We start from the raw sequence: 24,384 nt of genomic DNA on the forward strand, positions 1-24,384 counted from the left end.
GCCAAAACAAAGAAAAAATGCTAGAAAATGAACTTTTGATTATTCATGGAACACAGTGTTATGAGTTTTTATTCAATTTCCCATTCAATTTTATCAAATGGACCTTTTTCTCCTTTGTAAATACAATAAAACATAGGTCTGCATTCATCATTATCTAAATCATAAGTTAGAATATTTTCATACGGAAGGTGTGCTCTCTTAATGATAGTTTTTCGATCTTTTTCCACCACATTCCCTGACCTAACGAATTCTTGTTTTTCATTGAAATAGCCATAATCAAATTCTAGGTTTACAGTTATACCAAAATCCCCGATATAATGTGGTTGTACTCCAAAATAACTATACCACCCAAAGTTGTCTTGGTAAGTTTCATGATCATCGTCCATTACTGAGCGAACAATAAATTTTCTGTGATGAAATCTATGCGGTCCAATAATTGGTTTAGATGAATCAAATTCCTTTAAAAGTTCTTTTTTCAAATCATTTCTGATCTTTTTCCTTTTTTCAATCAATTCAAGTCTTAAATCGAATGAAGTTCCGATGGCAATTCCGAAGTAAATGTTTAAAAGGTCTGGATGATTATGGTAAAGCTCTGCTTCAAGGTTTGAGTTAGTCCATACTTGCAATTCCTCAATGTTGAGTTTTTCTTTTAGTTTTTTCAATCTATCATGTCCAGTTTTACTAAAGGGGCATGAAATAATGAGTAAAAAATTGTTGTTCGAAGGATATATTGTTTTCAGACCCTCAATTACCGATTCAGCTTCTTTAGACTAAATGATTTATACCTTTTACATTGTACAATCCATTTTTTTAACTCTGTCTGAGAATCTATTTCAGTTCCCTCAATATCGATTCCACCATCATTACCAGAACGTCCAAGATGATTAATGGAATGCCATTTATTTTGTCGATAAAGTAAATTAAAAGCCAAGTCTTCAAACCTCATAGGTTCTAAGTCTCCAAAATGAATTGGATTTGTTGTCTTGGTAATCTTCATTTAGAACCAATATTTGTTAACAGCAGACAATGTTTCAGAATTAAGTTTAAAAGGCGAAGATTCGGGAAGTACGCTATCAATACCACATTTAGGACATAACGCTGTTTTCCCATCATCAGCGGTTTCTTTGATTTCAATTGCATTAAAAATTGACTTGCAATAGTAGCACCCAGCAAGGTTTGAATTGGCCAATTCAGCCATATTGTAAATTGAATATTTTGATGCCTTTTTAATTTCCATCCTATTTACTCACAACGTTTGACAATATGAAACGGTTGGGTTTTCGGAGTGCGTTCTTGTCCACCGACAAGAATGCCGATGCGAGAACCAAACCCTCGCAAACCACTGAACCCCAACTGTTTTATATTGTGTGTTGTAAGCCGTTTTTTATTCATTTTCCCAATAATATTCCAATAAAGAATAAGCAAATCCTGGTATCTTTTGTCTCAAATCTTTATCCTGTTTTGGAACTGCTTGTAATTGTTCTTTCATGTCCAAGTATACACTATTTTTCAATCTACTCGATACATAATCTACTTGTTTAAGTTCCTTTTCGATTTGCTCCTTAAGTACTGTTTTATCAATTGTAATATTCTCTAATAGGCGTAATCCTTTATCGAAAATTTTATTATCAAATAAGTCATTATACCTTTTGTCAAGAAATCGTAATCCAAATTGTTTGTAATCATCAACAATAGTCTTTACAATATTGGTAGTAGTGTCAATTTTGCCGTTATGAAAATAGTAGGCTTCTTCAATCGGAATACTTCCTTTATTCTTTTTGAGTACAATCAAATCCACATGTTGGGTCAAAATCCCGCTATTATAAGTTCCAACGTATCTATAAGTGGGATTTAGAGTCGAAGAAACTGAACATGAAAAATTTTTATCCTTTAATCCAAAAGACAAGTGAAGCGTTTCATAGATTTTATAGTTGTCAATACTCCGAATACGCTCAAAAAAATAAACACCATTTTTATAATCCAGAAACGGAAAGTCAGGAATTTGCTGCTTGAAATTATCAATCAAGACAGTCTTAATCTCACCACGTTTCAAATCTCGACTACCGTCAATTTTCTCTATCTTTTTCTTTATTTTATCAAACCAATTCATTTGCTAATCTGTGTGCTGTGTGGTTTTTCAAAATGGCTTACAACGTCTAGTATAAACGACGGGCGAGGCCGTCGGCCGAAGGCTGACGTTTATGCCTTGTTAGCCCTAGTTTTTTTTAAGTACCACTTACTTTTCATAGACAAGCCAATCATCAATGGCCTCGCCGTCTTCTATGGTGTCGAGCTGATAATAACCTACTTGTTCCAAGTCCATGAAATGAATCTTATCGGGGTCTTTAATGTAGATTCCAATTTTTGTTCTGATGTGCGGTGTTTGCCATAGAATGTGGTTAAATACAAATACTTGCTCAATCAGTCGAAATATCAAGTTATTTATCCCAAATTCATTCCACTCGTTCTGACTGTCCCTAGTTTCTTCTTCTAAAAGCCGCTTGCAATTTTCTTCAGCTATGGTTGCCAAATCTAATAGTCTGGAGTGTTCGTCTAAAAGAGTATGTAAATCTATTAGTTTCATTAAAATTAGGGCTAACGTCTTGGCTATGAACAGGCGGGCTTTAAAAGCTACTTTCCTGTCAGCCGGGACCAAAGTTTATTAAATGTACTACTGTTTCGTTTACCACTGTTCGCCCGCTTGCTTATAGGTGTTGTTGTAGCCAGTGATTTTTCATTTATTTTTTTCAGTCTTTCAATTGTGTTCTTGTCTGCCTTAATAATTCCAACGGTCTTATGTCGACTGAATTGAGGTTCTGTTATTGTCGAAAGTTTCAAAGCTGAATTGGCGTATTCCGAAGCTTCTTCAGTTTTTCCCATTCTTAAGCACAAGTTTGCCATTAATGTGGCATAGTAGAATTTTTGGTCATTGAGTCCCAAATCGCCACCTTTCTGGTTAAATTTTATGGTCGACAGTTCATAAGCTTCTTGAAATTTGTCTTCTTGGTCAGAAAGCAAAACGGTTTCGCTTAATTTCAAATCTGCCAGTCCAGTTGTGCCGCTACGCGTGTTCGAGTGATAATGGTCGGTTACAATTCTAAAATACTTTTCAGCTTGTTCATAATCTCCGTTTTTCAGGTAATAGTCGCCAAGTTGTTCGTTTCCGTGTATTGTACTAAAAGTTTCTTCGGGATAATCATTAATGACTCTTCCCATAAGCTGAATTCCTTTTTTCTGATTTTCAGTCTTTGAAGAGTATAGCAGGTAGCCGGCTTGAATTCTTAAATATTGAGCTTTATAATAGTTTCCACGTGAACGATTCAGTCGAGCTTCAAATTCGGATTCGATTTGGTCGTTCCAATCCGTGTTTCTATACCAATCATCTTTGCTCATTCGTGTCTTTTTTCATTGGCTACAACGGTTTGCATATGGCTTGTGGCGGTTTCGAAGCACTGTCCTGTCCAACGAAACCAAATCTGGTTATAGAGGGAAAGCCTTGCCGGCAGATATTCACCCGTCATAAGCTATATGCCTTGTTAGCATCAGTTTATCCTACCCTCCTCTAAATAGACTATGAGTGTATCAGATTTTATCCCAAAACTGTTAACTGGTTTATATGTTGAATCAATTTTGTGGAAATATTGCCATTCGTTTCTTTCTCTGATTATTTGAATTTCAAATGTTAAAAAACCCTCCTTAGTTACAAGAATTGTTCGGTCAGAAAGAAGACCTGTTATTTCTCTAATTTCACAAAACCCTGTTGAGTCGGTGATACAATTATAACCTTCAATGTCAATCCTAGCATTTTCTATTGGATTTTCACTTTTTCTATCTAGCACTAATACTTTTTGCTCTAAAGCATAATCACAAGAACTCATTATAAGAGCAATAACTAGAATTGCATGTCTCATATTTGATATTTATAAAATTGCCACTAACACTTGTGGTTACAGCATTACCCCTACCCTATTGCGTCTATATCGCAATTGTACACAGGGTTTCAGGATACTATTTTGACCAAATTAAGAATTTCGTCGATCCCATCTAGTGGGCTTAGAATATTTTTATTCAAAATTGAAAGAATTTGAGTGTAGATTTCCGTTGTCTTATTTCTCTCATGTCCCAGTAGTAACTCTCCACAGCGCAGATTGGTACCTTCTGCAATAAATTGGTGGCAAAACTACGACGAAGGGTATGCACTGTCGCCTAGAAATTGGAGTTGCTTTTCTCCACAGTTTCAATGCATTTAACTGTTCACTTTCCTCTTTTAAGGAATATAAAGTAAAAAAAATTACTGGATAGCTTTCGCCACGCGAATGGGATAATCAGACTCCACATCTGCCCCGTCTATAAAAACCTTTCTATATGCCTCGTCTTGTTCCTCACCCGCTTCCATCTTGTCATAGGACGGTGCGGCTGAAACCATCACTTTAACTCCTTTTGAATGGAGTTTTTCGTACAGCTTCATATTTTCCGGTTTACTGAGTGAACCCACGTAGGCCATAAGATGATCCCATGGAATCTTTTCTTCTTCATAGGCCTGAAATTCCTCCAAACTCATGATGAATGCGGAGAACATAAAATCCGGGTGCTGATCCAGATAAAATCTGGCTTCAGAAGGCTTATGGACAGTAATCATCACATGGTCAAATGCATCTAGCCTTATCACCAGATCCGCAGTCAGTTGCATAGGAACATCTTTGTGGTCCAAATTAACGATGGTTTTGCCTTTACTCCACTCAATCACATCTTCTAGGGTTGGAATCTGAAAGGGCATGATATGCCCGTCTGCATCTTTTAAATTCAGTTTTTTCACCTTTTCCCAGGTCAATTCATTTAAGTTGCCAACTCCATTACTTGTCCTTTCCAACGTAGCATCATGCATCAGAACAATCACACTATCCTTTGTGAGTCTGGGATCTATTTCAAAAAATGCTGGAGTGTACTGCAATACATTTTCAAAAGACTCAATGCTGTTTTCAGGAAATCCAGGTTCACTCCCACCTCGATGCCCACTAATCAATGGCATATCATCTTTCTTATAGCTAAAAAATTCCTGAAGGTCTTTTGCCGAGTTAAAATTCAAATAATGGTGGATTCGGTCGGACTTATCCTGCCCCAAAACATCCACGGATAGATTCAGAATTAAGAAAAGGAGGGGAAGGCTTTTTAATATCTGCATTAGCTAAAATTAGATTTGAAAATGAGAGTCAGGGACCTTCGGCAAGTATTCCTTATTCCATTTTTAAAGTCCAAAATAAACCTCCCTATATAAACAAGATATTATCCAGACTTTAAATTAACGTCAATCTTAGCTAATCGATAATAGCATAGCTTGTTACAACCGCCTATTTCAAAAAATACTTCACCAGGTCAGCAAATTATACCCCCAACCGAATCGGACGATTTATTTTTTTATCAAGGAAATAAATTCGCTTTCAATGCCATCGCAGATTTTCACTGAATTATGCGTGCAGTTATTTGGGACAATGGGATCAAAGGTGGTTATGTAAATCTTTGAAGATTTGAATTCTTTGCCTTGCAAATGAGTGTACATTTCCAGTGCAGCTTTTGAGGAAGCATAGGCAGTCATACAATAATCTGAGTAGCAGAATTCCTGGTCACTCATTTTATTGATGTCTCCCATCGAGCTGGAAATATTGATAATGCTTGGATCATCGCTCTTTTCAAGTAATGGCTTCAACAACTGAATGAGCTTGATCACAGAAAATAAATTCACTTCATACAGCTCCCTTACTTCCTCCAATTTGATCTGATCAATTTTTTGACCAAATCCATTCGCTATTTCCGCGTTGTTGACCAAAAGATCCAAGTGTCCATAACGTGAACTAATAAAAGCTTCTAATTGTGAAAGGCTTTCTTCGGACTTAAAATCAACTTCAATTAATTCGTATTTTTTTGAAATATTCTCTCCTTTGGAAAGAATATCATAGCTCTTTTCGCTGGCGGCTAGGATTACCGTGTACTTATTGGCTAATAAAATATTGGCAAATGATTCTGCTAAACCATTGCCAGATTCTGTAATAACCGCTACTCTGTCCTGTTCCATAACCTTGTTTTTTAAACATTCAAATTTACTCCACTGCTTACTCAAAAAAGAACCACTATCGTAATATTAATGACCAAAACAGTGAGATTAAACTGTTTAGGTGAATCAAGATATCTGACCTCATGATTGTTGCCGGAATTTGTTGGGTGTCACTCCACTTAGTTTTTTAAAGAACCTTGTAAAGTGGGTAGGTTCCTGAAAATTAAGCCTATATGCTATTTCAGCAACGTCCAGCCCGGAATATTTCAACAGACTTTTACTCTCCAGTAAAACCCTTTCATGAATAATGTCCTTAGCGCTTTTACCGGTAAGGCTTTTTACCATTGTCGTCAGATAATTAGGCGTTATATTAAGTTGCTCGGCATATTCGCTAACATTCTTAGTGTCAACATACATTTTGTCCACAAGAGTTTCAAACTCCTGGGTAATGATCTGCGCCCGTGTCAGACTGTGTTCTGATGACTTATGACGTTCATAAACTGCCCTGCAGAAATACAAAAAAGAAAGAAGCATTCCTTCAAGCATTTTCTCCTGATAAGGATGCGGGTTATTAAATACCGACTGCATTCTTTGGGCATCTATCAATAGCGTTTCGTGCTCAGCTTTTGTCATCATTAAGACATTGCTTTCAGTCATTTTGAGAAACGGGAAATCCTCGATTAAACTAGGAGCCACATTTTTCAAAAATTCCTTTTTAAAGAGGATATGATATCCTTTAACTTCTTTGTCCCTGTACCAAGACACTATCTGTCCGGGCACCGCAAATATCAAAGGAAGTCCATCTAGATTAACCAAGTCCGTGTTCAGATTCAACTTGCTTTCCCCTACATCACTCATGATCGCAATTTGAAAAAATCTTTGCCTGTATGGTGGCATGCATTTCCTTACAGATTGCCCCATACTTTGCAGAGTGTAAATATCAAAGTTTGGGATATGAGTTCGATGAGGAAACTCAATAGCTTCATGTAAATCGTTACTGGATTCAAAAACAGGAATATCAAGATTCTTCATAATACAAAATTAAATTACACCTCCAGGCTGATCAAAACCTATAAAAGCACCAGTCATTTCTACTAGTTTCCTTATTCTATAAAACATCCCATTCCTCTCATGCTAAATATAGCATTCCGTTAAAAATCCAAGGAAACCTGGAATTCTCAACTATCCACCTGCAAAATATTCCAACAATTTCATGCAGAAAGGCGGTAACCAAATCTGGTTATCGCCTTTCCCACAAAGTTTAACTGAGTCCTACTTTTCGAAGGCAGCCTCCTGCTCAATCTTTAACTTATCAAGCTTATTCTCTAGTTCATTTTCAGTAATAATTTCCCAACCTCCACCTAATGCTTTATAAATAGCAATTAATGAGGTGGCGGATGATATCTCACTTCGTGCCAGCAGGTTTTCTGATACAAGTAAAGTATTATCTGCACTCAAATAATCCAGAAAACTATCCAACCCTGCATTAAAACGCTGCTTTGCAAATTTGGCAGCCTCTGCACTTGCCCCTGAGGAAACTCTTAGGATTTCCCTTCTTTGCAATTCATTCGAGTAATTACTCAATGCAGTTTTAATCTCTTCCAACCCAACCAAAATTGCTTTTTCATATTGGTTGAATGCAGCTAAGGTCAGTGCATCATCGCGTTTTATCTGTTGCTTCACTCTTCCCAGGTTAAATGCTGCCCAACTAATATTTGGCATCACTGTCCAAGTGAAGGATTGCTTACTTCCAAAATTTGCAAAATCTATCGCAGAGAACCCTACAGACCCTCCAAATTGTATTTTAGGATAAAGCTCCGCTACCGACAGATTATATTTTGCAATTTGAATTTGCAATTCCGCTTCTGCTCTTTGCACATCTGGTCTTCGTCTTAACATCTCATTGATATCCCCTAACGCAACAGAAGTCGGTAAACTTGGCAGTGGCTGCGTATTTAAGACGTCAGGTTCCAGATTACCGGGCACTTCTCCTACCAAAACACTTAAGCCGTTTTTTAGCGCTTCAAGTCTTGCCCTTAGCGGTGGAATGGTGGCTCGGGTATTTTCCAATTGGGCCAATGCTCGTGCCACATCAAGACTATTACTTGTGCCCGAACCTGATAATTCTACCGTTAGGTCATAAGCCTCTTGCTGTCCTTTTAAATTACGGTTAGCAATGTCTATCAAATATTGGGTTCCTCTCAGTTCCAAATAGCTATAGGCTACTTCTGAAAATATGCTTACATAGACTGCCTGCATTTCGTTAAGGGTCAGTTGCTCGTTAGCATAGGCTCCTTTAATACGGTTAGAAACCCTGCCAAACAGATCAGTTTCCCAAAAGGCATCAAAGCTACCGTTATACGTACTGAATGTAGGATTAGTCCCTTGTACAAAAACATTTTCACCAAGTCGGGTTTTCGTATAATCCCCATTGGCAGTTACTGTAGGAAATCTATCAAATTTAGACTCCTTCAAGTAGGCTCGTGAGGCATAATAATTCGCCACTGCGGAATTGATATCCAGATTATTATTTCTGGCTTTTTCGATAAGTGTATCCAAAATGGGGTCATTAAATTCAGACCACCATTCCTTTACAGGTTCTGAGCTAGCTATCGCAAAGTCAGCTTCTTCAACTGTTAGATATCCATCCTGAATCTCAACATTTGACTTCACATCAAAATCCCGCTTGGACACTTTACACCCTATCAAAAGAAGGGTTATTATTGAAATACCTAGTAGATTTTTCATTGTATTTACATTAATTTTTTAAAGCAATTCAACTAAGGGTTGAAGGTCGGAGCACGTTTACCTTTTGAGGTTTTGTAGACCATTTCCTACCCAAATAATAAAACACAGGCGTAAGGAATACTCCAAAAACCGTAACTCCGAGCATTCCGCTGAAGACCGCAATTCCCAATGCCACACGTAGTTCTGCTCCTGCCCCGGTAGCAATAGCCAAAGGCACTACACCCAAAATGAACGCGAGGGCTGTCATTAGAATTGGACGAAGACGTAATTTGGAAGCCTCAATAACCGCAGTTTTCAAATCCTTTCCCTGGTCCTCGAGTTGCTTGGCAAATTCCACAATCAAGATTGAGTTTTTACTAGCCAATCCCACCAAAACAATCAATCCTATTTGAACCATGATGTTGTTATCCAGACCTGCCAGATCAATTCCAATCATTGCGGACAATAATACCATCGGGACAATTAATATTACTACGAGAGGAAGCACCAAGCTTTCAAACTGAGCCGCGAGTAGAAGAAAGACAAAAACCACTGCCAATAAGAACGCAAGCGCTGCGGTATCTCCTGTTTGCTTTTCCTGATAGGCAAGTTCTGTCCATTCAAAAGATATTCCCTGTGGTAAGACTTCTCTGGCCAGTTCTTCCATCCTCGCCAATCCTTCTCCCGAGCTATGCCCCGGAGCAAAATCCCCATTCAATTCCGCAGCAGGATATAAATTAAACCGGGGAATTCGGGCAGGACCTGAAATATCTTCCTGGGTTGAAAACGTCCCTACCGGAACCATTTCTCCGGTCTCATTTCGGACTTTAATCCGGGAGATATCATCCGGGGTCAATCGGTTAGGGGCATCCGCCTGAGCAGTTACCTGAAAAGTTCTGCCCAAATAGTTAAATTCATTCACAAACGCAGACCCCATGAAAATCTCCAAAGACTGAAACACGTCTCCGACATTTACACCTAATTTCTCTGCCTTCACTCTATCTATATCCAGGAATAGCTGTGGGGTTTGATTATCAAAAAAGGTGAATACGTTGCTTAATATCGGGTCTTGATTAGCCGCCGCAGCCAGGGCATAGGTAGCTTTTAGCAATTCATCTGTACCCAGATTGGCCCTATCCTGCACCATCATTTTAAATCCACCCGCGTTCCCAACTCCACGGACCGAAGGAGGGGGAATAACAAATACTATTGCATCATCTATCTGAGCCAATTTCGCATTGATTGTTCCCAACAAATCAGTGTACTCCAAGCCTTTATCTACCCGAACATCAAAGTCTTCCAAGGCTAGAAACACTGCTGCTGCATTGGATGCATTAGTGGAAGACGCACCTTCAAATCCTGTAAATGAAACAGCCGTTTCCACCCCATCAATATCCAAAGCTATGTCCAGCACCTTCTTCACCACTGCGTCAGTTCTGGTCAGGGAAGAGCCAGGTGGCAATTGAACCAAGGTGATGAAGTACTGTTGGTCCATAGCGGGAATAAATCCTTTGGGAACCCTGTTGAATTCAAAACCCGTGAGTGCCACCAACCCGCCATATACAACTAATACCAGTACACTTGTCCGAACCAGTTTCTGAACGCTTTTTCCATAGCTTTCAGAAATCCTGTCCATGAAATTGTTGAAACCATTTCCTATGTAAACAAATGGTCTTAAAAGCATAGATGAATTACTGCTGCTACTTTTCTCCTCATGTCTCATCAGCAAAGCCGCTACCGCAGGACTCAATGTCAATGATACAAATACCGAGATCGTAGTTGCTACCGCTATGGTAACTCCAAATTGTTTGTAAAACTCACCTGAAAATCCCTCCAAAAATGCCGTAGGGATAAATACAGCTACCAGCACCAGACCAATTGCTACCAATGCACCTCCCACTTCATCCATGGTTTTGATAGCTGCATCTTTTGGTGAAAAGCCTTTGGCCAAATACCGCTCCATATTTTCCACCACCACGATGGCATCATCGACCACAATTCCGATTGCCAGTACAAGACCAAACAACGTAAGGTTGTTCAAAGCGAACCCTATTCCCTGCATGACTGCAAAGGTTCCTATCAAAGAAACAGGAATTGCCAATATGGGAATGATGGCCGCTCTCCAGGACTGGAGGAACAACAAGATTACCAAAACCACTAAAATCACCGCTTCAAAAATGGTATGATAAACTTCATCTACCGACTTTTGAATAAACTCAGTGGGATTGTATGCTATTTTGTACTCAAGATCATCTGGAAAATTCTTAGAAAGTGCCTCCATTTTATTTTGGATTTCCTCAGCAGTCTCCAATGCATTTCCACCAGGTTGTTGGAAAATAGGCATGGCAATCGCCGGTTCTTTACCCAGATAACCTTTGGTCGCATAATTTTGCGCTCCTAGTTCGACCCGGCCCACATCTTTTAACTGAACTATACGACCGTTACTTTCAGATTTGATGATCACATTTTCAAATTCCTCAGTAGTGATCAATTTGCCTTCTGTCTGGATTTTAATCTCAAATGCAGATTGACTTCCTGAGGGTAAAGTGTTCAAAGTACCACTAGCAATCTGGATATTTTGTGAACGGAGAGCCGCTACCACTTCCCCCGCTGACATATCAAAATTTGCTATTTTATCGGGATCCAACCAGATACGCATGGCGTAGTCTGCAGCTCCAAAAATCTGAATATCACCTATCCCTTTTATCCTAGCCAATTCATCCTTCAACTGAAGGGTGGCGTAGTTTCCCATGTAGGTTTGATCATAAGTATGGTTTGGAGAAATTAGATTCACCACCAACATTATATCCGGGGAAATTTTCTTGGTAGTTATTCCTAACCTACGGGCTGATTCCGGCAATCTTGGCTCCGCAATAGCTACCCTGTTTTGTACTTGTACCTGAGCCTTATCCAGGTCAGTTCCTAATTCAAATGCGACTTGCAAAACCACACGGCCATCTGCTGTGGATTGAGAGGTCATATAAATCATCCCTTCAACACCGTTGATTTCCTTTTCAAGGGGTGATGCGACTGATTCTGACAGCACCTTCGCACTAGCTCCCGGATATATCGCAACCACTTCAACAGTTGGTGGCGCAACGTCGGGGAATTGAGACACTGGCAAGCTGACGTATGCCAATCCACCCACAATTACTATCAGTACACTTAATACTGCAGCGAAAATGGGCCGGTCTATAAATATTCGACTGAATTTCATTCTATGATTATTTTATTTTTTGGAATAAGCAGTCCCTGTTGCTCCTTTTCACCCTGTTTAAAGGCTTATAAGGAGCAATAATGGGGATTGCTATATGTTAGCGGATTTGTCTAAAAAGTGATGAACATCACTTCACTTGAGCCGTAGCTAATGTTTGGGTATCAGTAGTTATTGAAACTAATTGCGGGGAAACATGGGTGCCTGGGGCAATTTTCTGGATATTATTCAGCACCAGTTTGTCTTTAGGATTTATTCCATCCCTTACAATCCTTAACCCATTGGAATGCAGGGGACCTAAGGTCACATTCCTAGCTTCTACTACATCATTTTCTCCCAACACATAGACAAAACGAAGAGATTGATTTGTCCCAATTATGTCATCAGGGATCATTATAGCCTCATGCTCAGCGCTACCTACGATTCTTGCCTTACCAAACATACCAGGCTCCAGCAGTAAATCTTTGTTTTCCAAAACGGCCCTGCTTTCTATTGTACCTGTGCTGTTGTCCAGCTCATTATCCACAAAATCCATTTTCGCTTCATGGGTGAAATCATCCTCATCCTGAAGTTTGATAAATACAGGAATGCCTTCTGAACGAGCTGCTCTTCTTTCACCATTTCTAGCCAAGCGCACATATCTTAAATAATCCGATTCACTTCCAGTGAAGTAAAAATGAATTGGACTTGTCGCTACTATTGTAGTTAGCAAAGTGGAATTGGAAGACCCGCCATCGATAAGATTTCCCAAGTTTACCTTATCCCTACTTACCAGTCCTGAAATTGGTGCAGTCACTTTGGTGAATTCAAGATTTAACCTTGCATTATCAACTTTTGACTGTGACAATTGAATGCTAGCTTTGGCAAATTCCAATGCCTGTTTTCTTCGGTCATATTCTTCAGTGGACACCGCACCAGATTCTTTCAGCGATTCTACTCTTTCGTAGTTATCCTGTGCAGTTCTTAACGATACTTTGGCCTGCTCCAAATCCGCATTGGCTTGATCAAGCGCAATTTTATAGGGTCTGTTGTCCAGAGTAAAGAGAACATCTCCCTTTTTGACAATTTGTCCATCTACAAAGTTTACACTTTCTATAAATCCACTTACCCGAGCCCGGACTTCTACGCGGTTACTTGCCTCGAATCTACCCGTGTATTCATCCCATTCAGTAATTTCCTCATGTATCGGAAATCCTATTTCCACTGGCATTGCAGGTGCGGTTTCCGCAGTCTGCTCTTCTGTTTGTTCGTCAGATGTAGTAAAGGCCAGTCCTATTAATAGCATCAGTAGAACGGCCGAAAAAATTGCCATTCGCGTTACGATTTTTTTAATATTTAAATTCAATTTTTCCATGATCTTTTTAATTTCTAATCTTCAGATAAAATGTTTTTTTGATGATGTAAAATTACTTCGCCTCTTCCCATTCGAATGACCATAATATTTCCATAAATGACCAAAATATTAAGTCCGCACTTTTATGCTGGTTTCTTACTCCATGGGCATTGAAATGACAAGCATTTTCAATAGTCTCAGGAAAAAATAAGCTATGGAAAAGCTCACTTCGAGTCTTAAACAATTGAATTAAAGTACTAATCAAGCATAGATAGCCTCCAACTGCTTTCTATTTTAGAAAATCGATTCTTTAGAAATTTTGAGATGAGGCACCATTCTTCGATGGGTTGAAAAGAAGTTAAAAAGCTAGAATGTCCATTTTCTGCAAAAATATAAATAGCATACTCTAGTATATACAAATAACAATAACCTCCTCAATGGACACTGTCAAACATTCAAATAGATTTTGCTAACCCTAACTAAGCAACAAATGATAGTGATCTTAAGGAAGGAAAGCTGTTGGACTACTTTTATAAACCTTGGTGCAACTCCCCTATAGCTCTGAGTTATAAGAAAAAGTTGAATGCTTGCCCGGAATTTTTTGGTGAGTTTTCATCCTTAGATAAAAGTGCAAATTACAATACCTATGCAGGACTAGGACATGTAATTTTCATGCAATACGCTAGTGTAGGCCGGCACATTAAAATTTACCTTTTTGTAATCCGAAGGTGTCATTCCTGTAGTCCTTCTAAATAGTCTATTGAAATTTGACAGGGTATTAAAACCACACTCATAGCATATCATTTCAATGGAAGCATCCCTCTCCACCAGTTTCCGGCAAGCCATGGAAATCCGAACTTTGTTTAGATATTCAAAAAATGTCTGATTGGTAATAGACTTAAAAAATCGACAAAAAGCTCCCACTCCAAAATTAGCCAAAGTAGCCACCTGATCTAATTTGATCTCTTGATTATAATGCTCCTGGACAAATGAAAACACTTTTTCCAGTCATTGGTGTTTTGGATCGTGGGTTATATTACTAAATGAATAACCTGGTGAAATGATAGTAAACTCATCCGTTTCTGACAAGACCTTAATAATTTGAAACAGTTGTAAAATGCTGCTTTGGCCAGTGGCTCCATTTAACTCCTTCAGCAAATCAATTATTTTCAACTTGGCTGATCCATCAATTTTCAGCCCTTGCTTGGCCAGATCAAATAAGCTTTTTAGGATTCGTATTTCAGGGATATTCAAAAGCTGTAAACTAAACTGGGTAGAAAATTCTATAACCTGTGATGCGTGATTTATATGTCCCTCATTTTGGATGCTTTCCTTGTTGAATCTCCAAGCATGAGGTAAACTTTCTCCCAATAAAAACAAGCTACCTTCCGAAAAGGTACTTACATCATTTCCAATATATTGAATCCCCTCACCTTTTTCTATATAGCGTAACTCTACCTCAGGATGAAAGTGGAATAAATCCCCAAACTCTGCAATTCCTTCATTCCTAAAATTAAATGACTTAATCTGTTCAATTTGGACTTTGTGGAAATAAGCATTCATAATCAAGCTAATCGTAAATAGGGTTTTTCAAGAGATAAACTAAAGGCAATATCCCGTCTAAGTAAATCCATTGATCATTTTAATGGCTTCAATATGCACATAGCCTCAGCGAGCATACATCCCGAAAGCATTGGAGTCAAAGCCACAGGGTCATTATTGCCGGGTGCATTCCACCAGTCTCCTCCGTAAAGCATTGTTTCTTTATTTAATCCATTCTCTGCCATCACAGTAGCACACTTGGTGATGTAATTATGAAATTTCTCATGCGTGGCAAAATCCAGATCAGGCTCATTTACCAGACGGACAAAATACCGGAAGAAAATTCCGTGAAATAAACCGCCATCTCCGGAAGTAGAATTTGAAAGGACACCGTTGTTTGTAGACATATGATCGATCACGTAATTGGAAGCCTTTATAGCGTCTTCCAAATAGTGTTTCTCACCTGTGATCTTATACAATTCGTGGGCAGCGCCAATAAATGTTCCTTGATTGTACGTATAAATGGCTTTGTTTATACCGCCATTCTTATCCATATTATCGTACACCTTCCCTTCTGTAGGATCATACAGTGTATCTCTCAGCCAGGAATATATCTTCACAGCTTCTTCGAAATAGGCTTTTTTATTCTTACTTCCAGGTTCGCTTATTTTATCATACATGCTATAGATTCTCGCAGCTACCAGAGCACCCGGACCATTTGAGCAGGCATTTTTTGTTTTCTCCACATCAGTTTTCCAGGTAATCCCTCCATTCCAAGGCTCTTCACCTTCCGGTCCCCAGTTAGTCCAAATCCAGTCGTTGTACATTTGTCTTGCTTTGGCAAAGTATTTTTCATCTCCTGTGGATTCATACATACGAAGCTGCGCCAAAACAATCCACTCCATGTCGTCCACAAACACATTCCACCAAGGATCCTCATCTCTACCTGAAAAATTGTATTTGGGTGCACCTTCCCACCAAAGTGGATAATAATCCAGATAAAATTCGTCAGAAGTTCGTTTGTAAGCATCCACCACCACATCCATAGCATGTGCTTGCGGCCAATAATGGTTCGTAGTCATGTTTGACATATCACTTCCATAATTGAAGTAGTACCTGTCTTCATGACCTTCAAAGTTTGCACCCCAATAATGTTTGATTAATGAGCGACTCATGCCTTCCGCCAAATCTTCCCAATAGGCTTGATCCATCGTCCCTTCGCTGAGATTCGACTCGTTTAAGTTTTGGTCAGTGTCCGGGTTTTGTTTGCCATCACTCTTCGTTCCACAATAAGAAAAAACAAACAGTAGGGAGAAAAGGATAAGTAAATTGATCTTGTGCATCTTTTATTAAGCTGGTTGATTAGAAATTCTAGGTTAATAACGTCATATCATGGCTATTCAGATATCCGTTCGTGCATTAATGAAAACGTCAGCTAACCTAAATATTCTAGGGCGAAAATTGAAGCGACTCTCTTCTTAAGTTACTCTCTAAATTGATTTGACTAGAAAACTAAAGTAAGGATCTGCAGGAGATCCTTACTGTTAACAAGTTCTTTGTTTTAACAAATCACCTTTATCTATCTCCCCAAAGAACCGATTTTTAAAGAGCGGATGAATTACGCGGATGTACATATTTTTATTCCATTCGTACATTTATTGATGAATAACAGTGCTATCGGTATAATCTGTCCTTCTAATAACTTTGTCCATACATTCACATTTTTTGTACCCTGGTACATTTAGTACCTTTCTTTTTGAAGTAATAAAAATTACCCTATTCTTACTTTGTGAAAATGCGTTGGCCGATAAATAGATGCCCTACACCCATTAGTATGCGTATATCCCGGAGGATTTTATTTATAAGTCTACTATGGCATATGATGTCAGGCCAGGTTTTTGGCCAGTCATTTCCTTATAAATTTAATTACCTGACGGTAGACGAAGGACTGTCCCACACAGATGTCAATGATATAGTGCAGGATGGTAAAGGATACATTTGGATAGGTACTAATTTTGGTTTGGATAGATACGATGGGTACTCGATCCGAAAATTTTACAACAACAATGAACCGATCAAAAATGCGTTTAAAAACCGCATCATAAAAATATACCCCGACGAACAGGATAATATCTGGCTGAGCACAGAGGGTGGTTTTCATCGCTTCAATCCCAAAACGGAAACATTCACTGATTTCAGCGCGGGTCAGGGTCAGCCCAGTCCAGTATTTTGGAGTTTTTACAAGCCTGCGGGTGATCTTGTTTATGGATATCTGGATAATTCTTTTAAGATCTTCAGGATTAAAGGAAGTATTCTTGAAGAGCAAAAAATAAGTTTGCCCGAAGGCATACAGATTTTTGACATGCAAGCTGATAAACAAGGCATACTTCATTTTGCGAGTAATACAGGGCTTTGGCGATTGGATGAGAATCTTGAATTCATCCGAGTTCCCGTGACTGGTTTGCCAGACCTGCAATTATCAAAGGTCTTCTTTGACAACCAAAACAATGTCCTTCTAGCATCCGGAACAAATGTTTTTCTCGCAAATCAAGAGTTGTCTAAAACCAACGATTCGCCTGTTTTTGCTGTGAAAAAACAGTATTCCATCGCTGGTGCGGAATCGGTTCAGGTTATTTCAGTAGGCAAAAATGGGGATTACTGGATTAACACTGGAGATGGTCTGACAAGACTGGATTCTCAGTTGAATTTTATCCAAAAAATAGATCAACAAAACACTCCTAATAGTCTTAATTCCAATTTAGCATTAAGCTCATTTATCGATCGCTCGGATTGCCTTTGGATAGGAACTTCCAGTGGGGGGTTAAATTATTTAGATCTGAATCAAAAGCTTTTTTACACTTTAAAACATAATTCTGGGCAGCTTAACTCCCTAAGCGGAAACAATGTAAGGACTATTCTTGAAGATGGTGATGACTTGTGGATCGGGACCTATGCTCAGGGATTAAATCTTTATAATTTAAAGACTAAGCAATTCTCTTTTTTAAACACAAAAAGTAACCCAGTCACGCTCAAGGATGATGAAATTACAGCCTTGACTCTTGACGAAGATCATAACCTATGGATTGGCAGTAGGACAGGAATTGAAATTTTAAGCCCGGATCGGAAAAAGCTTTTGTATCCGCCTGGTTATGATGAATTCCCAAACTTCTATGTTAGTACACTCGCCAAAGACTATTTTGGCAACATCTGGTTTGGCAACTTGGATAATTTTGGTGTGATCTGGAAAAATGCAAAAGGTCAATATTCTGTCAAGATATATACCGAAGGTTATTTCATTTTACCCGACCCTTCGAAGCCTCAATTGTTTGTTTCCAGCAGGCATGGTTTGAAGCGGATCCTCGTTGACAGTGAAGGAAATATTACACAAACTTTTAATTACAATGCTTCAGCAGAGAAAGGCTCCATAAATTCTGATTATGTGACAGCGCTCACCCGCGAGAATGACAGCATCTATTGGGTTGGTACAATAGGAAGTGGATTTAACAAGCTTTCATTGGATATCAAGGACAATTCCTATGCGTTCACCTCTTTTGGTAACCAATCCGGAGATTACAATGATATAGAAAGTGTAGAAATTGATAAAAACGGGGACGTCTGGATGGGTGGAAATGGACTGCTTCATTTAAATCCAGAAACGCAGAAAATTATCAGGTATAATAAAGATGATGGACTACAAGGCAATAGCTTCAAGGTAGGAGTATCAGAAAGAGGAGCTGATGGAAGACTGTATTTCGGAGGGGTAAATGGACTGAATTACTTTTACCCAGAGCAGATCAAACCCAATACCATTGATGCCAAGCCCATTCTCACTGATATCCTGATCAACAATAAGAGACCTCATTACTATGAAAGAGATTCGGCGCAAAACTACCTTAAGGAGGCGATAGGATACAGTAATGAAATCGAGCTAAATCACTTGCAGAACAATTTTGTGATCACCATCTCTGCCATGCATTTCGCCAATCCTCTGAAATGTGAATATCGCTACAAATTGATCGGTTTTGACAATGAATGGAATTACACCGATGGAAGGCGGCCTACTGCAGCCTATAGCAACCTGGATTACAAAAGTTATAAACTGTTAGTAGAGGCTACTAATAATGATGGGATATGGAGTGAAAATAGGGCAGAAATAAACATTGCGATCATGCCTCCTTGGTGGAAATCCACCCTTGCAAAAGTCATGTATGCGCTGTTAGTCATTTCAGTTATTTTGGGAATTTACATTTATCAGGCGAGATGGTATCGCCTGAAAAGAGAAATGGAAGTTCGAAAGGTAAAAGAAAAAAAGCGCGAGGAATTGTATTCACAACGGGAAGAACTCTATCAGCAGCAACTTACATTTTTCACCAATATTTCGCATGAGTTTAGAACTCCTCTGACCCTCATCCTAGGCCCACTGGAAAATTTGATTCGACAGAATCGAAATGGAGCAGTGGATAATTCATATCAACTGATGTTACGAAATGCGAAAAGGCTTTTTAACTTGATCAGTGAGCTGATGAATTTTAGAAAGGTGGCAGAAAGCATGATCAAATTACAAGTTCAGCGATTGGACATCACCCAGTTTTGCCAGGATCTAGTCACAGAATTCCAACCCATCGCAACAGCAAAAGGCATTGATTTTCAATTCATTGATCACACCAGAAAAAATTTAAATCAACCTGTAAAAGGCTTCTTTGACACGCAGATTCTTGAAAAAATCCTCCTTAACCTGTTAAATAATTCCTTTAAATACACGGACGCTGAAGGCAAGGTTTACTTTGAAATTTTTAAGGATTTAGAAAGCTTTATTCCTACTTTCTCCGCCGGATTCAATTTGCAGAATGAATCACACCGTGCCCATGAATACCTTTATTTTCGGGTAGCGGATACAGGAGTCGGTATTTCTAGCGATTCCATAACACAAATTTTTGATCGTTTTTATAGAATTAGTCAAGATCATCTTGGTTCTGGTGTTGGGTTGGCACTGGTAAAAAGCCTCACTCAACTACACAAAGGAGATATATACATCTATAGCGAGCGTGATGAAGGAACTGAGATCATCATCGGAATTCCTTTCGGTGAAGAAAACTACACTAAATCGGAAAGAAAAGAAGTTGGTAAAGAACAAAATCCGGGGTTGGAAACGGTTGACCTTTCTGAACTTATACCAGTGAAAGCCCCTGGTAAAATAGATATTCCAACATCTTCATTTGGCCAAAAGCAAATTCTAATTGCAGAGGACAATCAGGAGTTGAGAACTTTTTTAACACAGACTTTTGAAGAAAATTACACCATTTATCAAGCTGAGGACGGCCAAGCTGCATTGGAGATAGCGATTGAGAAAGTTCCTGACCTTATCATAAGTGATGTGATGATGTCTGGAATGAATGGAATAGAGTTTTGTAAGGCCGTGAAAGAGAGATTTGAAACCAGTCATGTTCCGTTTATAATTCTCTCAGCCAAAGATGCCTTGGCAACAAAAATTGAAGGGATGGAATCGGGTGCTGATTACTATTTTGCAAAGCCATTAAGTATTGATTTGCTTCTGCTAACAGTTCACAACATTTTCGAACAAAGCGCAAAATTGAAACTTAAGTACACCAATGATTACCTTTCGGAAGCCACCGAACTAGTCCAGTCGGAAAAGGACAAATCCTTCTTTGAGACGCTTCTGAAACTGATTGAGGAGAACATTGAGGATACGAATTTAGATGTAGATTTCTTATGTAAACACCTGTATATAAGCCGTACTAAGCTTTATCAAAAGATCAAAAGCATTACAGATCAATCCGTAGGGGATTTTATCCGAACCATCCGCCTCAAAAAAGCGATTCACATCATGACTCACGAGGATATTCCTTTAAACAAGGTGGTAGAGCGAATCGGCTTACAAAGCAGCTCCAATTTTTCCAAAGTTTTCAAAAAGAAATATGGAAAATCTCCTCTACAATACATGCAGGAATTAAGACAACATCAGGAGCAAAAGTAAATGAAAGCGGTGATAAGGTGGATATTTTACTTATCTCTCTGAGCGCGCCAATCCTATTACCGGATGCCCTGTATTGATCAGGTTCTTGTAGTCAAATGGGATATTCAATACGTTAGATCTCTTTTGTAGATCATTCAAATCGAGAATTCTCATTAGGCACCAATTTTTCAAGTCATTTATATTACGGTTCACTCCAAAAATACTACAGTTGATTACTTTTCATTTTTAAGCCAACCTACCATCTGACATCTTTGAAGTATAACTTAGAAACACACAATTAAACTATGAATACTTCAAAATCCCACTTACTTTGGACTCTGTTGGTTCTACTTGCCTCGATGCAATTGCTCCAAGCCCAAACTATCAGCACTTCCACCAGCAGGACAACCAACAGCATTAATTTTGTCTATAAAGACGACAACCAAAAACTAAAAATAGAATCGAACGGTAAGATTGAAATCAGCAATGATGAAAAATCAATCTCCAGCATTTCTCCGGGAGGTAGTTTTAAAATCGAAAAGACCATCTTTGGCAACTCCCGATCCATTACAATCAAAAACGACGGTTCGGGCCTAGAGCACGATTACAAAGAAGGCGGAAGAAGCAAGCCATTTGATCCGGATGGGAAAGCCTGGCTAGCAGAAATGCTTCCTGAACTGATGAATACCACAACTTTTGGAGCCGAAAATCGGGTGGACAGAATGTATGCAAACGGAGGTGCCAAAGCCGTGCTAGCCAAAGTGGATCAATTGAAAGGGGATTATATCAAATCAACTTATCTTGGATTGTTAATGAAGAAGGATCTAAGTCCATCTGAAATCTCCGCCTGCATAGATAAAACTACAGCTCAAATCGATTCTGATCATTACCAACTGGAAGTATACAAATCCGTCAATCCCGGCTATTTTAAAGATATCAACCAGTTGAATAAAGCAGTTAGTGCCTTGGATTCTGATCATTTCAAAACAGAACTTCTGAAGCCAATTTTCAAAACTAATGTAATGGAGGGCAAAGGACTGGAGTCCATCAGATTAATTAAAATGGTGGACAGTGATCATTTCAAAACTGAAATCGCCAAAACCATTTCATTCAGTAAGCTTTCGGATCAGGAATTGAAATTTCTAGTGAATGAACTGGTACCAGCAATAGATTCAGACCATTTCAAAAATGAACTTTTAAAGACCGCTGCAGATAAAGGAAACATGAGTGAAGCTCGAGCTTTGATTCTTCTGGATGGCGTACAAAGTATAGACAGTGACCACTTCAAGTCAGAAATGTTAATATACATATGCAGAAAACAGGGTTCCGAAAAAGTAAAAGCGAAAATCATGGAAACTGCGAAAAACAACATCGATTCCTCCCATTTCTTTGGCGAAGTCGCTAGATGCGCTTCTTAATGAAAAGATTCGGTAAATTTTGTAGTCAGAATCTAGCAGCATAGTATGTCAAGAGCACTTTCGGTATTTCTCTCATTGCTATTAATTCTAAGTTTAGGCCTATATCTATTATACAATGGCGGTTTGATCGATTGGCTAATAACAGTTCCCTTATATCAGGGAGCTGTTCTTCTGATTAGTTTAGCTGCAGGATTGGGGATACATTTTGGCAGTACAGCTGTGAAAAAAAATCCTTCATGGGAGCAGGGAAACGAGAGCTTGTATATTTTACTGTTCCTACTGACCTGGGGAATACTTGGCTTTTATTCCTATTTGTTGGAAAGCCTGATGACCTACGGATTAGGTGAAAATGACTTAGGAATCGGAAAAGGGTTGACCTTGAAAGGTAGTATCGTGGGTCTCATAATATCTATTTTAATCGTCTGGATTAATTATTCCTGGATAGCCTATGCACAATTTTCAAAAAATACCATCCAACACTTACGAAACGAACGAAGCAAAGAAGAGCTGCAATACAAACTGCTCCGCTCCCAATTGACCCCGCATTTTCTCTTTAATTCACTTAATACAGCTTCTAATCTGATCGCAACTAATCCTGATCAGGCGGAGAGTTTTATCCGGAAATTGGCTTATAACTTCAAGCATCTGATAAAAAACGGAATACAGCCATTGAATTCTTTGGAGCAGGAACTGATGATCGTAGAGAATTACATGCACTTGATGAATGTGCGATATGGAGACAAAGTGATCCTGGAAAAGCGCATCAAACCGGAAGCTCTTCAATATCAACTTCCTGCATTAGCTATTCAGCTACTCGTAGAAAATGCACTTAAGCATAATGTAGCCACTCAGGAAAGTCCGCTAAAAATCACCATCACTGCAGATCTGGATAAGGTAGTGGTTAATAATACTATCACCCGTAAGCCGGAGCAAATACCTTCTATCGGAATAGGACTTACCAATCTGAAAAGCCGCTACAAACTATATGGTAAGCAGCAGATTTCAATCCAGGAATCCCAGGCCTGTTTCTTTGTGAATTTGCCTTTTATTTTTCCAAGTAGCCATAAATGACCAAAGTTCTTACATATAATCCTCTGACTAGATTGCTACTTCCGTTGGGAGTGGGGGCATTGGTATACTTATGTGTCCTTCTTGCTTTCGATACGGTCGGGACTGCTCTACAGGATTTTTTCACCCGTGAACTCATTTTCTGTATAGTATGCAGCTATTTGATTCTGGAAGGCAACAGGCTTCTGATCAATTTGCTAGAGTCAAAACTGACCTCATCTTCTGAATTTAAAAAACAGGTAATACGATTAGTTATTTTCACTATCACAGGAAGCTTAGTCTTGACCAGCGGGATGCTTATCTCCTACTTCTCCTGGTTTGAAAACATGACCGACCCCTTGGTCTATTCCACAGAATTACAGATTTTCAATGGGCTTTACCTCTTTGTTTCGCTGATGTATCAGGGACATTATGCCGGTTATTATTTTATCCACAACAAATTCCAGAAAGAGCTGGAACTGGAAAAGGGAGAAAAAGAGCTGTTGGATAAAAACAAAGATCTTTTTCACTACATGATCAATCCCGAATTTCTTTTGGTAGGGCTTGAATCCATAGTGATCAAAATCAAGGAAAAGAATTTGATAATGGCAGATGAGGGAATTCTGTTATTAGCGGATATATACAGACATTCCCTGAAAAACCAGGAAGAATTAGTTCCGCTTGAGGAAGAGCTTCAAGCTATGCAGTGCACACAGAGTTTTTTTAAACAGTTTGTAGGTAAAAACATCAGTTTAAGCATACTACCTGAAGGCAACGATTTGCTAATTGTACCGCGCACTTTGACAAAAATTTTGGAAGCCATCGCCTATTCACAACTTTCATCAGACTCATTGCCTCTGCCATTCAGCTTAGAAGTTGCAGAAAATGAAATCATCATTAAGTTTGAGTCCAATTTTTCCTTGATCAAAAGCGATTTACTAATAGACACGCTGAGGGTGATCAAATCACAATATGGCTGGCTAAATAACAGTTTGCACTGGCAAGACCTCTGTATATTTTCTATTTATATTCCTTTGGAGCGTCCATTTAAAGTCCAGTCTCCAGTATAAAACGCATGCA

At 38.8% G+C, this 24,384-nt stretch carries 21 protein-coding genes; 4 read left to right on the plus strand and 17 right to left on the minus strand.

What is annotated here, in order from left to right:
• Positions 1–68: 68 nt before the first annotated feature.
• From AACZ73_RS15115 to AACZ73_RS15190, 16 genes are all read right to left on the minus strand, one after another.
• Positions 69–662: a hypothetical protein gene (locus AACZ73_RS15115; RefSeq protein WP_339879111.1), complete on the minus strand. Its 594-nt coding sequence runs from the start codon at positions 660–662 to the stop codon at positions 69–71.
• A gap of 86 nt (positions 663–748) precedes the next feature.
• A complete protein-coding gene (locus AACZ73_RS15120) occupies positions 749–997 on the minus strand; it encodes a restriction endonuclease (RefSeq protein ID WP_339879112.1) in 249 nt (82 codons plus the stop codon).
• Positions 998–1,237: a cytoplasmic protein gene (locus AACZ73_RS15125; protein WP_339879113.1), complete on the minus strand. Its 240-nt coding sequence runs from the start codon at positions 1,235–1,237 to the stop codon at positions 998–1,000. It abuts the gene before it with no gap.
• A 147-nt stretch (positions 1,238–1,384) separates the two neighbouring features.
• A complete protein-coding gene (locus tag AACZ73_RS15130) occupies positions 1,385–2,110 on the minus strand; it encodes a hypothetical protein (RefSeq protein WP_339879115.1) in 726 nt (241 codons plus the stop codon).
• Positions 2,111–2,236: 126 nt separating this feature from the next.
• Positions 2,237–2,584, minus strand: a complete 348-nt coding sequence (locus tag AACZ73_RS15135; RefSeq protein ID WP_339879117.1) for a hypothetical protein — start codon at positions 2,582–2,584, stop codon at positions 2,237–2,239.
• A 47-nt stretch (positions 2,585–2,631) separates the two neighbouring features.
• Entirely contained in the window at positions 2,632–3,393 is a 762-nt protein-coding gene (locus AACZ73_RS15140) for a hypothetical protein (RefSeq protein ID WP_339879119.1), read from the minus strand.
• Positions 3,394–3,542: 149 nt separating this feature from the next.
• Positions 3,543–3,911, minus strand: a complete 369-nt coding sequence (locus AACZ73_RS15145) for a hypothetical protein (protein WP_339879120.1) — start codon at positions 3,909–3,911, stop codon at positions 3,543–3,545.
• A gap of 380 nt (positions 3,912–4,291) precedes the next feature.
• Positions 4,292–5,182: a glycerophosphodiester phosphodiesterase family protein gene (locus AACZ73_RS15150; RefSeq protein ID WP_339879122.1), complete on the minus strand. Its 891-nt coding sequence runs from the start codon at positions 5,180–5,182 to the stop codon at positions 4,292–4,294.
• Between the two features lie 225 nt (positions 5,183–5,407).
• Entirely contained in the window at positions 5,408–6,070 is a 663-nt protein-coding gene (locus AACZ73_RS15155; protein ID WP_339879124.1) for an SDR family NAD(P)-dependent oxidoreductase, read from the minus strand.
• 120 nt (positions 6,071–6,190) lie between these two features.
• Positions 6,191–7,081 carry a helix-turn-helix domain-containing protein gene (locus AACZ73_RS15160; protein WP_339879125.1) on the minus strand — a complete coding sequence of 297 codons (891 nt, stop codon included), beginning with the start codon at positions 7,079–7,081 and terminating at the stop codon, positions 6,191–6,193.
• Positions 7,082–7,321: 240 nt separating this feature from the next.
• On the minus strand, positions 7,322–8,797 hold the full coding sequence (locus AACZ73_RS15165) for a TolC family protein (RefSeq protein ID WP_339879126.1): 1,476 nt from the start codon (positions 8,795–8,797) through the stop codon (positions 7,322–7,324).
• Positions 8,798–8,825: 28 nt separating this feature from the next.
• Positions 8,826–11,993, minus strand: coding sequence for a multidrug efflux RND transporter permease subunit (locus AACZ73_RS15170; RefSeq protein ID WP_339879127.1), 3,168 nt, complete (start codon positions 11,991–11,993; stop codon positions 8,826–8,828).
• A gap of 127 nt (positions 11,994–12,120) precedes the next feature.
• Positions 12,121–13,302 (minus strand): efflux RND transporter periplasmic adaptor subunit, encoded by a 1,182-nt coding sequence (locus AACZ73_RS15175; RefSeq protein ID WP_339879129.1) that lies wholly within the window; start codon positions 13,300–13,302, stop codon positions 12,121–12,123.
• Between the two features lie 675 nt (positions 13,303–13,977).
• Positions 13,978–14,322 (minus strand): AraC family transcriptional regulator, encoded by a 345-nt coding sequence (locus AACZ73_RS15180; protein WP_339879131.1) that lies wholly within the window; start codon positions 14,320–14,322, stop codon positions 13,978–13,980.
• Positions 14,323–14,331: 9 nt separating this feature from the next.
• A complete protein-coding gene (locus AACZ73_RS15185; protein ID WP_339879133.1) occupies positions 14,332–14,886 on the minus strand; it encodes a hypothetical protein in 555 nt (184 codons plus the stop codon).
• 74 nt (positions 14,887–14,960) lie between these two features.
• Complete coding sequence (locus AACZ73_RS15190) at positions 14,961–16,208, minus strand: glycoside hydrolase family 76 protein (RefSeq protein WP_339879134.1); 1,248 nt, start codon at positions 16,206–16,208, stop codon at positions 14,961–14,963.
• A gap of 536 nt (positions 16,209–16,744) precedes the next feature.
• On the opposite strand from AACZ73_RS15190, the gene AACZ73_RS15195 reads away from it, so the two are divergent.
• Positions 16,745–20,860: a two-component regulator propeller domain-containing protein gene (locus AACZ73_RS15195; protein WP_339879135.1), complete on the plus strand. Its 4,116-nt coding sequence runs from the start codon at positions 16,745–16,747 to the stop codon at positions 20,858–20,860.
• 30 nt (positions 20,861–20,890) lie between these two features.
• On the opposite strand, the gene AACZ73_RS15200 is transcribed toward AACZ73_RS15195, so the two are convergent.
• Positions 20,891–21,013: a hypothetical protein gene (locus AACZ73_RS15200; RefSeq protein ID WP_339879136.1), complete on the minus strand. Its 123-nt coding sequence runs from the start codon at positions 21,011–21,013 to the stop codon at positions 20,891–20,893.
• 131 nt (positions 21,014–21,144) lie between these two features.
• Here AACZ73_RS15200 and AACZ73_RS15205 point away from each other — a divergent pair, with 131 nt between their 5' ends.
• Genes AACZ73_RS15205 through AACZ73_RS15215 form a run of 3 tightly spaced genes read left to right on the plus strand, consistent with a single transcriptional unit; the run spans position 21,145 to position 24,374 of the window.
• Positions 21,145–22,257, plus strand: a complete 1,113-nt coding sequence (locus AACZ73_RS15205; protein ID WP_339879137.1) for a hypothetical protein — start codon at positions 21,145–21,147, stop codon at positions 22,255–22,257.
• Between the two features lie 45 nt (positions 22,258–22,302).
• Positions 22,303–23,328: a histidine kinase gene (locus tag AACZ73_RS15210; protein ID WP_339879138.1), complete on the plus strand. Its 1,026-nt coding sequence runs from the start codon at positions 22,303–22,305 to the stop codon at positions 23,326–23,328.
• On the plus strand, positions 23,325–24,374 hold the full coding sequence (locus AACZ73_RS15215; RefSeq protein WP_339879139.1) for a histidine kinase: 1,050 nt from the start codon (positions 23,325–23,327) through the stop codon (positions 24,372–24,374). The genes AACZ73_RS15210 and AACZ73_RS15215 overlap by 4 nt, the downstream gene beginning before the upstream one ends.
• Positions 24,375–24,384 lie beyond the last annotated feature (10 nt).

This window comes from uncultured Algoriphagus sp. (assembly GCF_963974835.1).
Lineage (GTDB): Bacteria > Bacteroidota > Bacteroidia > Cytophagales > Cyclobacteriaceae > Algoriphagus.

Excerpts from the sequence above, each read along its gene's own strand:
- AACZ73_RS15185 (WP_339879133.1), bottom strand. The coding sequence starts at position 14,886 with ATGAATGCTTATTTCCACAAAGTCCAAATTGAACAGATTAAGTCATTT.
- AACZ73_RS15130 (WP_339879115.1), bottom strand. The coding sequence starts at position 2,110 with ATGAATTGGTTTGATAAAATAAAGAAAAAGATAGAGAAAATTGACGGT.
- AACZ73_RS15160 (WP_339879125.1), bottom strand. The coding sequence starts at position 7,081 with ATGAAGAATCTTGATATTCCTGTTTTTGAATCCAGTAACGATTTACAT.
- AACZ73_RS15120 (WP_339879112.1), bottom strand. The coding sequence starts at position 997 with ATGAAGATTACCAAGACAACAAATCCAATTCATTTTGGAGACTTAGAA.
- AACZ73_RS15155 (WP_339879124.1), bottom strand. The coding sequence starts at position 6,070 with ATGGAACAGGACAGAGTAGCGGTTATTACAGAATCTGGCAATGGTTTA.
- AACZ73_RS15210 (WP_339879138.1), top strand. The coding sequence starts at position 22,303 with ATGTCAAGAGCACTTTCGGTATTTCTCTCATTGCTATTAATTCTAAGT.
- AACZ73_RS15140 (WP_339879119.1), bottom strand. The coding sequence starts at position 3,393 with ATGAGCAAAGATGATTGGTATAGAAACACGGATTGGAACGACCAAATC.
- AACZ73_RS15195 (WP_339879135.1), top strand. The coding sequence starts at position 16,745 with ATGATGTCAGGCCAGGTTTTTGGCCAGTCATTTCCTTATAAATTTAAT.
- AACZ73_RS15190 (WP_339879134.1), bottom strand. The coding sequence starts at position 16,208 with ATGCACAAGATCAATTTACTTATCCTTTTCTCCCTACTGTTTGTTTTT.
- AACZ73_RS15175 (WP_339879129.1), bottom strand. The coding sequence starts at position 13,302 with ATGGCAATTTTTTCGGCCGTTCTACTGATGCTATTAATAGGACTGGCC.
- AACZ73_RS15135 (WP_339879117.1), bottom strand. The coding sequence starts at position 2,584 with ATGAAACTAATAGATTTACATACTCTTTTAGACGAACACTCCAGACTA.
- AACZ73_RS15215 (WP_339879139.1), top strand. The coding sequence starts at position 23,325 with ATGACCAAAGTTCTTACATATAATCCTCTGACTAGATTGCTACTTCCG.
- AACZ73_RS15205 (WP_339879137.1), top strand. The coding sequence starts at position 21,145 with ATGAATACTTCAAAATCCCACTTACTTTGGACTCTGTTGGTTCTACTT.
- AACZ73_RS15125 (WP_339879113.1), bottom strand. The coding sequence starts at position 1,237 with ATGGAAATTAAAAAGGCATCAAAATATTCAATTTACAATATGGCTGAA.
- AACZ73_RS15170 (WP_339879127.1), bottom strand. The coding sequence starts at position 11,993 with ATGAAATTCAGTCGAATATTTATAGACCGGCCCATTTTCGCTGCAGTA.
- AACZ73_RS15200 (WP_339879136.1), bottom strand. The coding sequence starts at position 21,013 with ATGAGAATTCTCGATTTGAATGATCTACAAAAGAGATCTAACGTATTG.
- AACZ73_RS15150 (WP_339879122.1), bottom strand. The coding sequence starts at position 5,182 with ATGCAGATATTAAAAAGCCTTCCCCTCCTTTTCTTAATTCTGAATCTA.
- AACZ73_RS15145 (WP_339879120.1), bottom strand. The coding sequence starts at position 3,911 with ATGAGACATGCAATTCTAGTTATTGCTCTTATAATGAGTTCTTGTGAT.
- AACZ73_RS15165 (WP_339879126.1), bottom strand. The coding sequence starts at position 8,797 with ATGAAAAATCTACTAGGTATTTCAATAATAACCCTTCTTTTGATAGGG.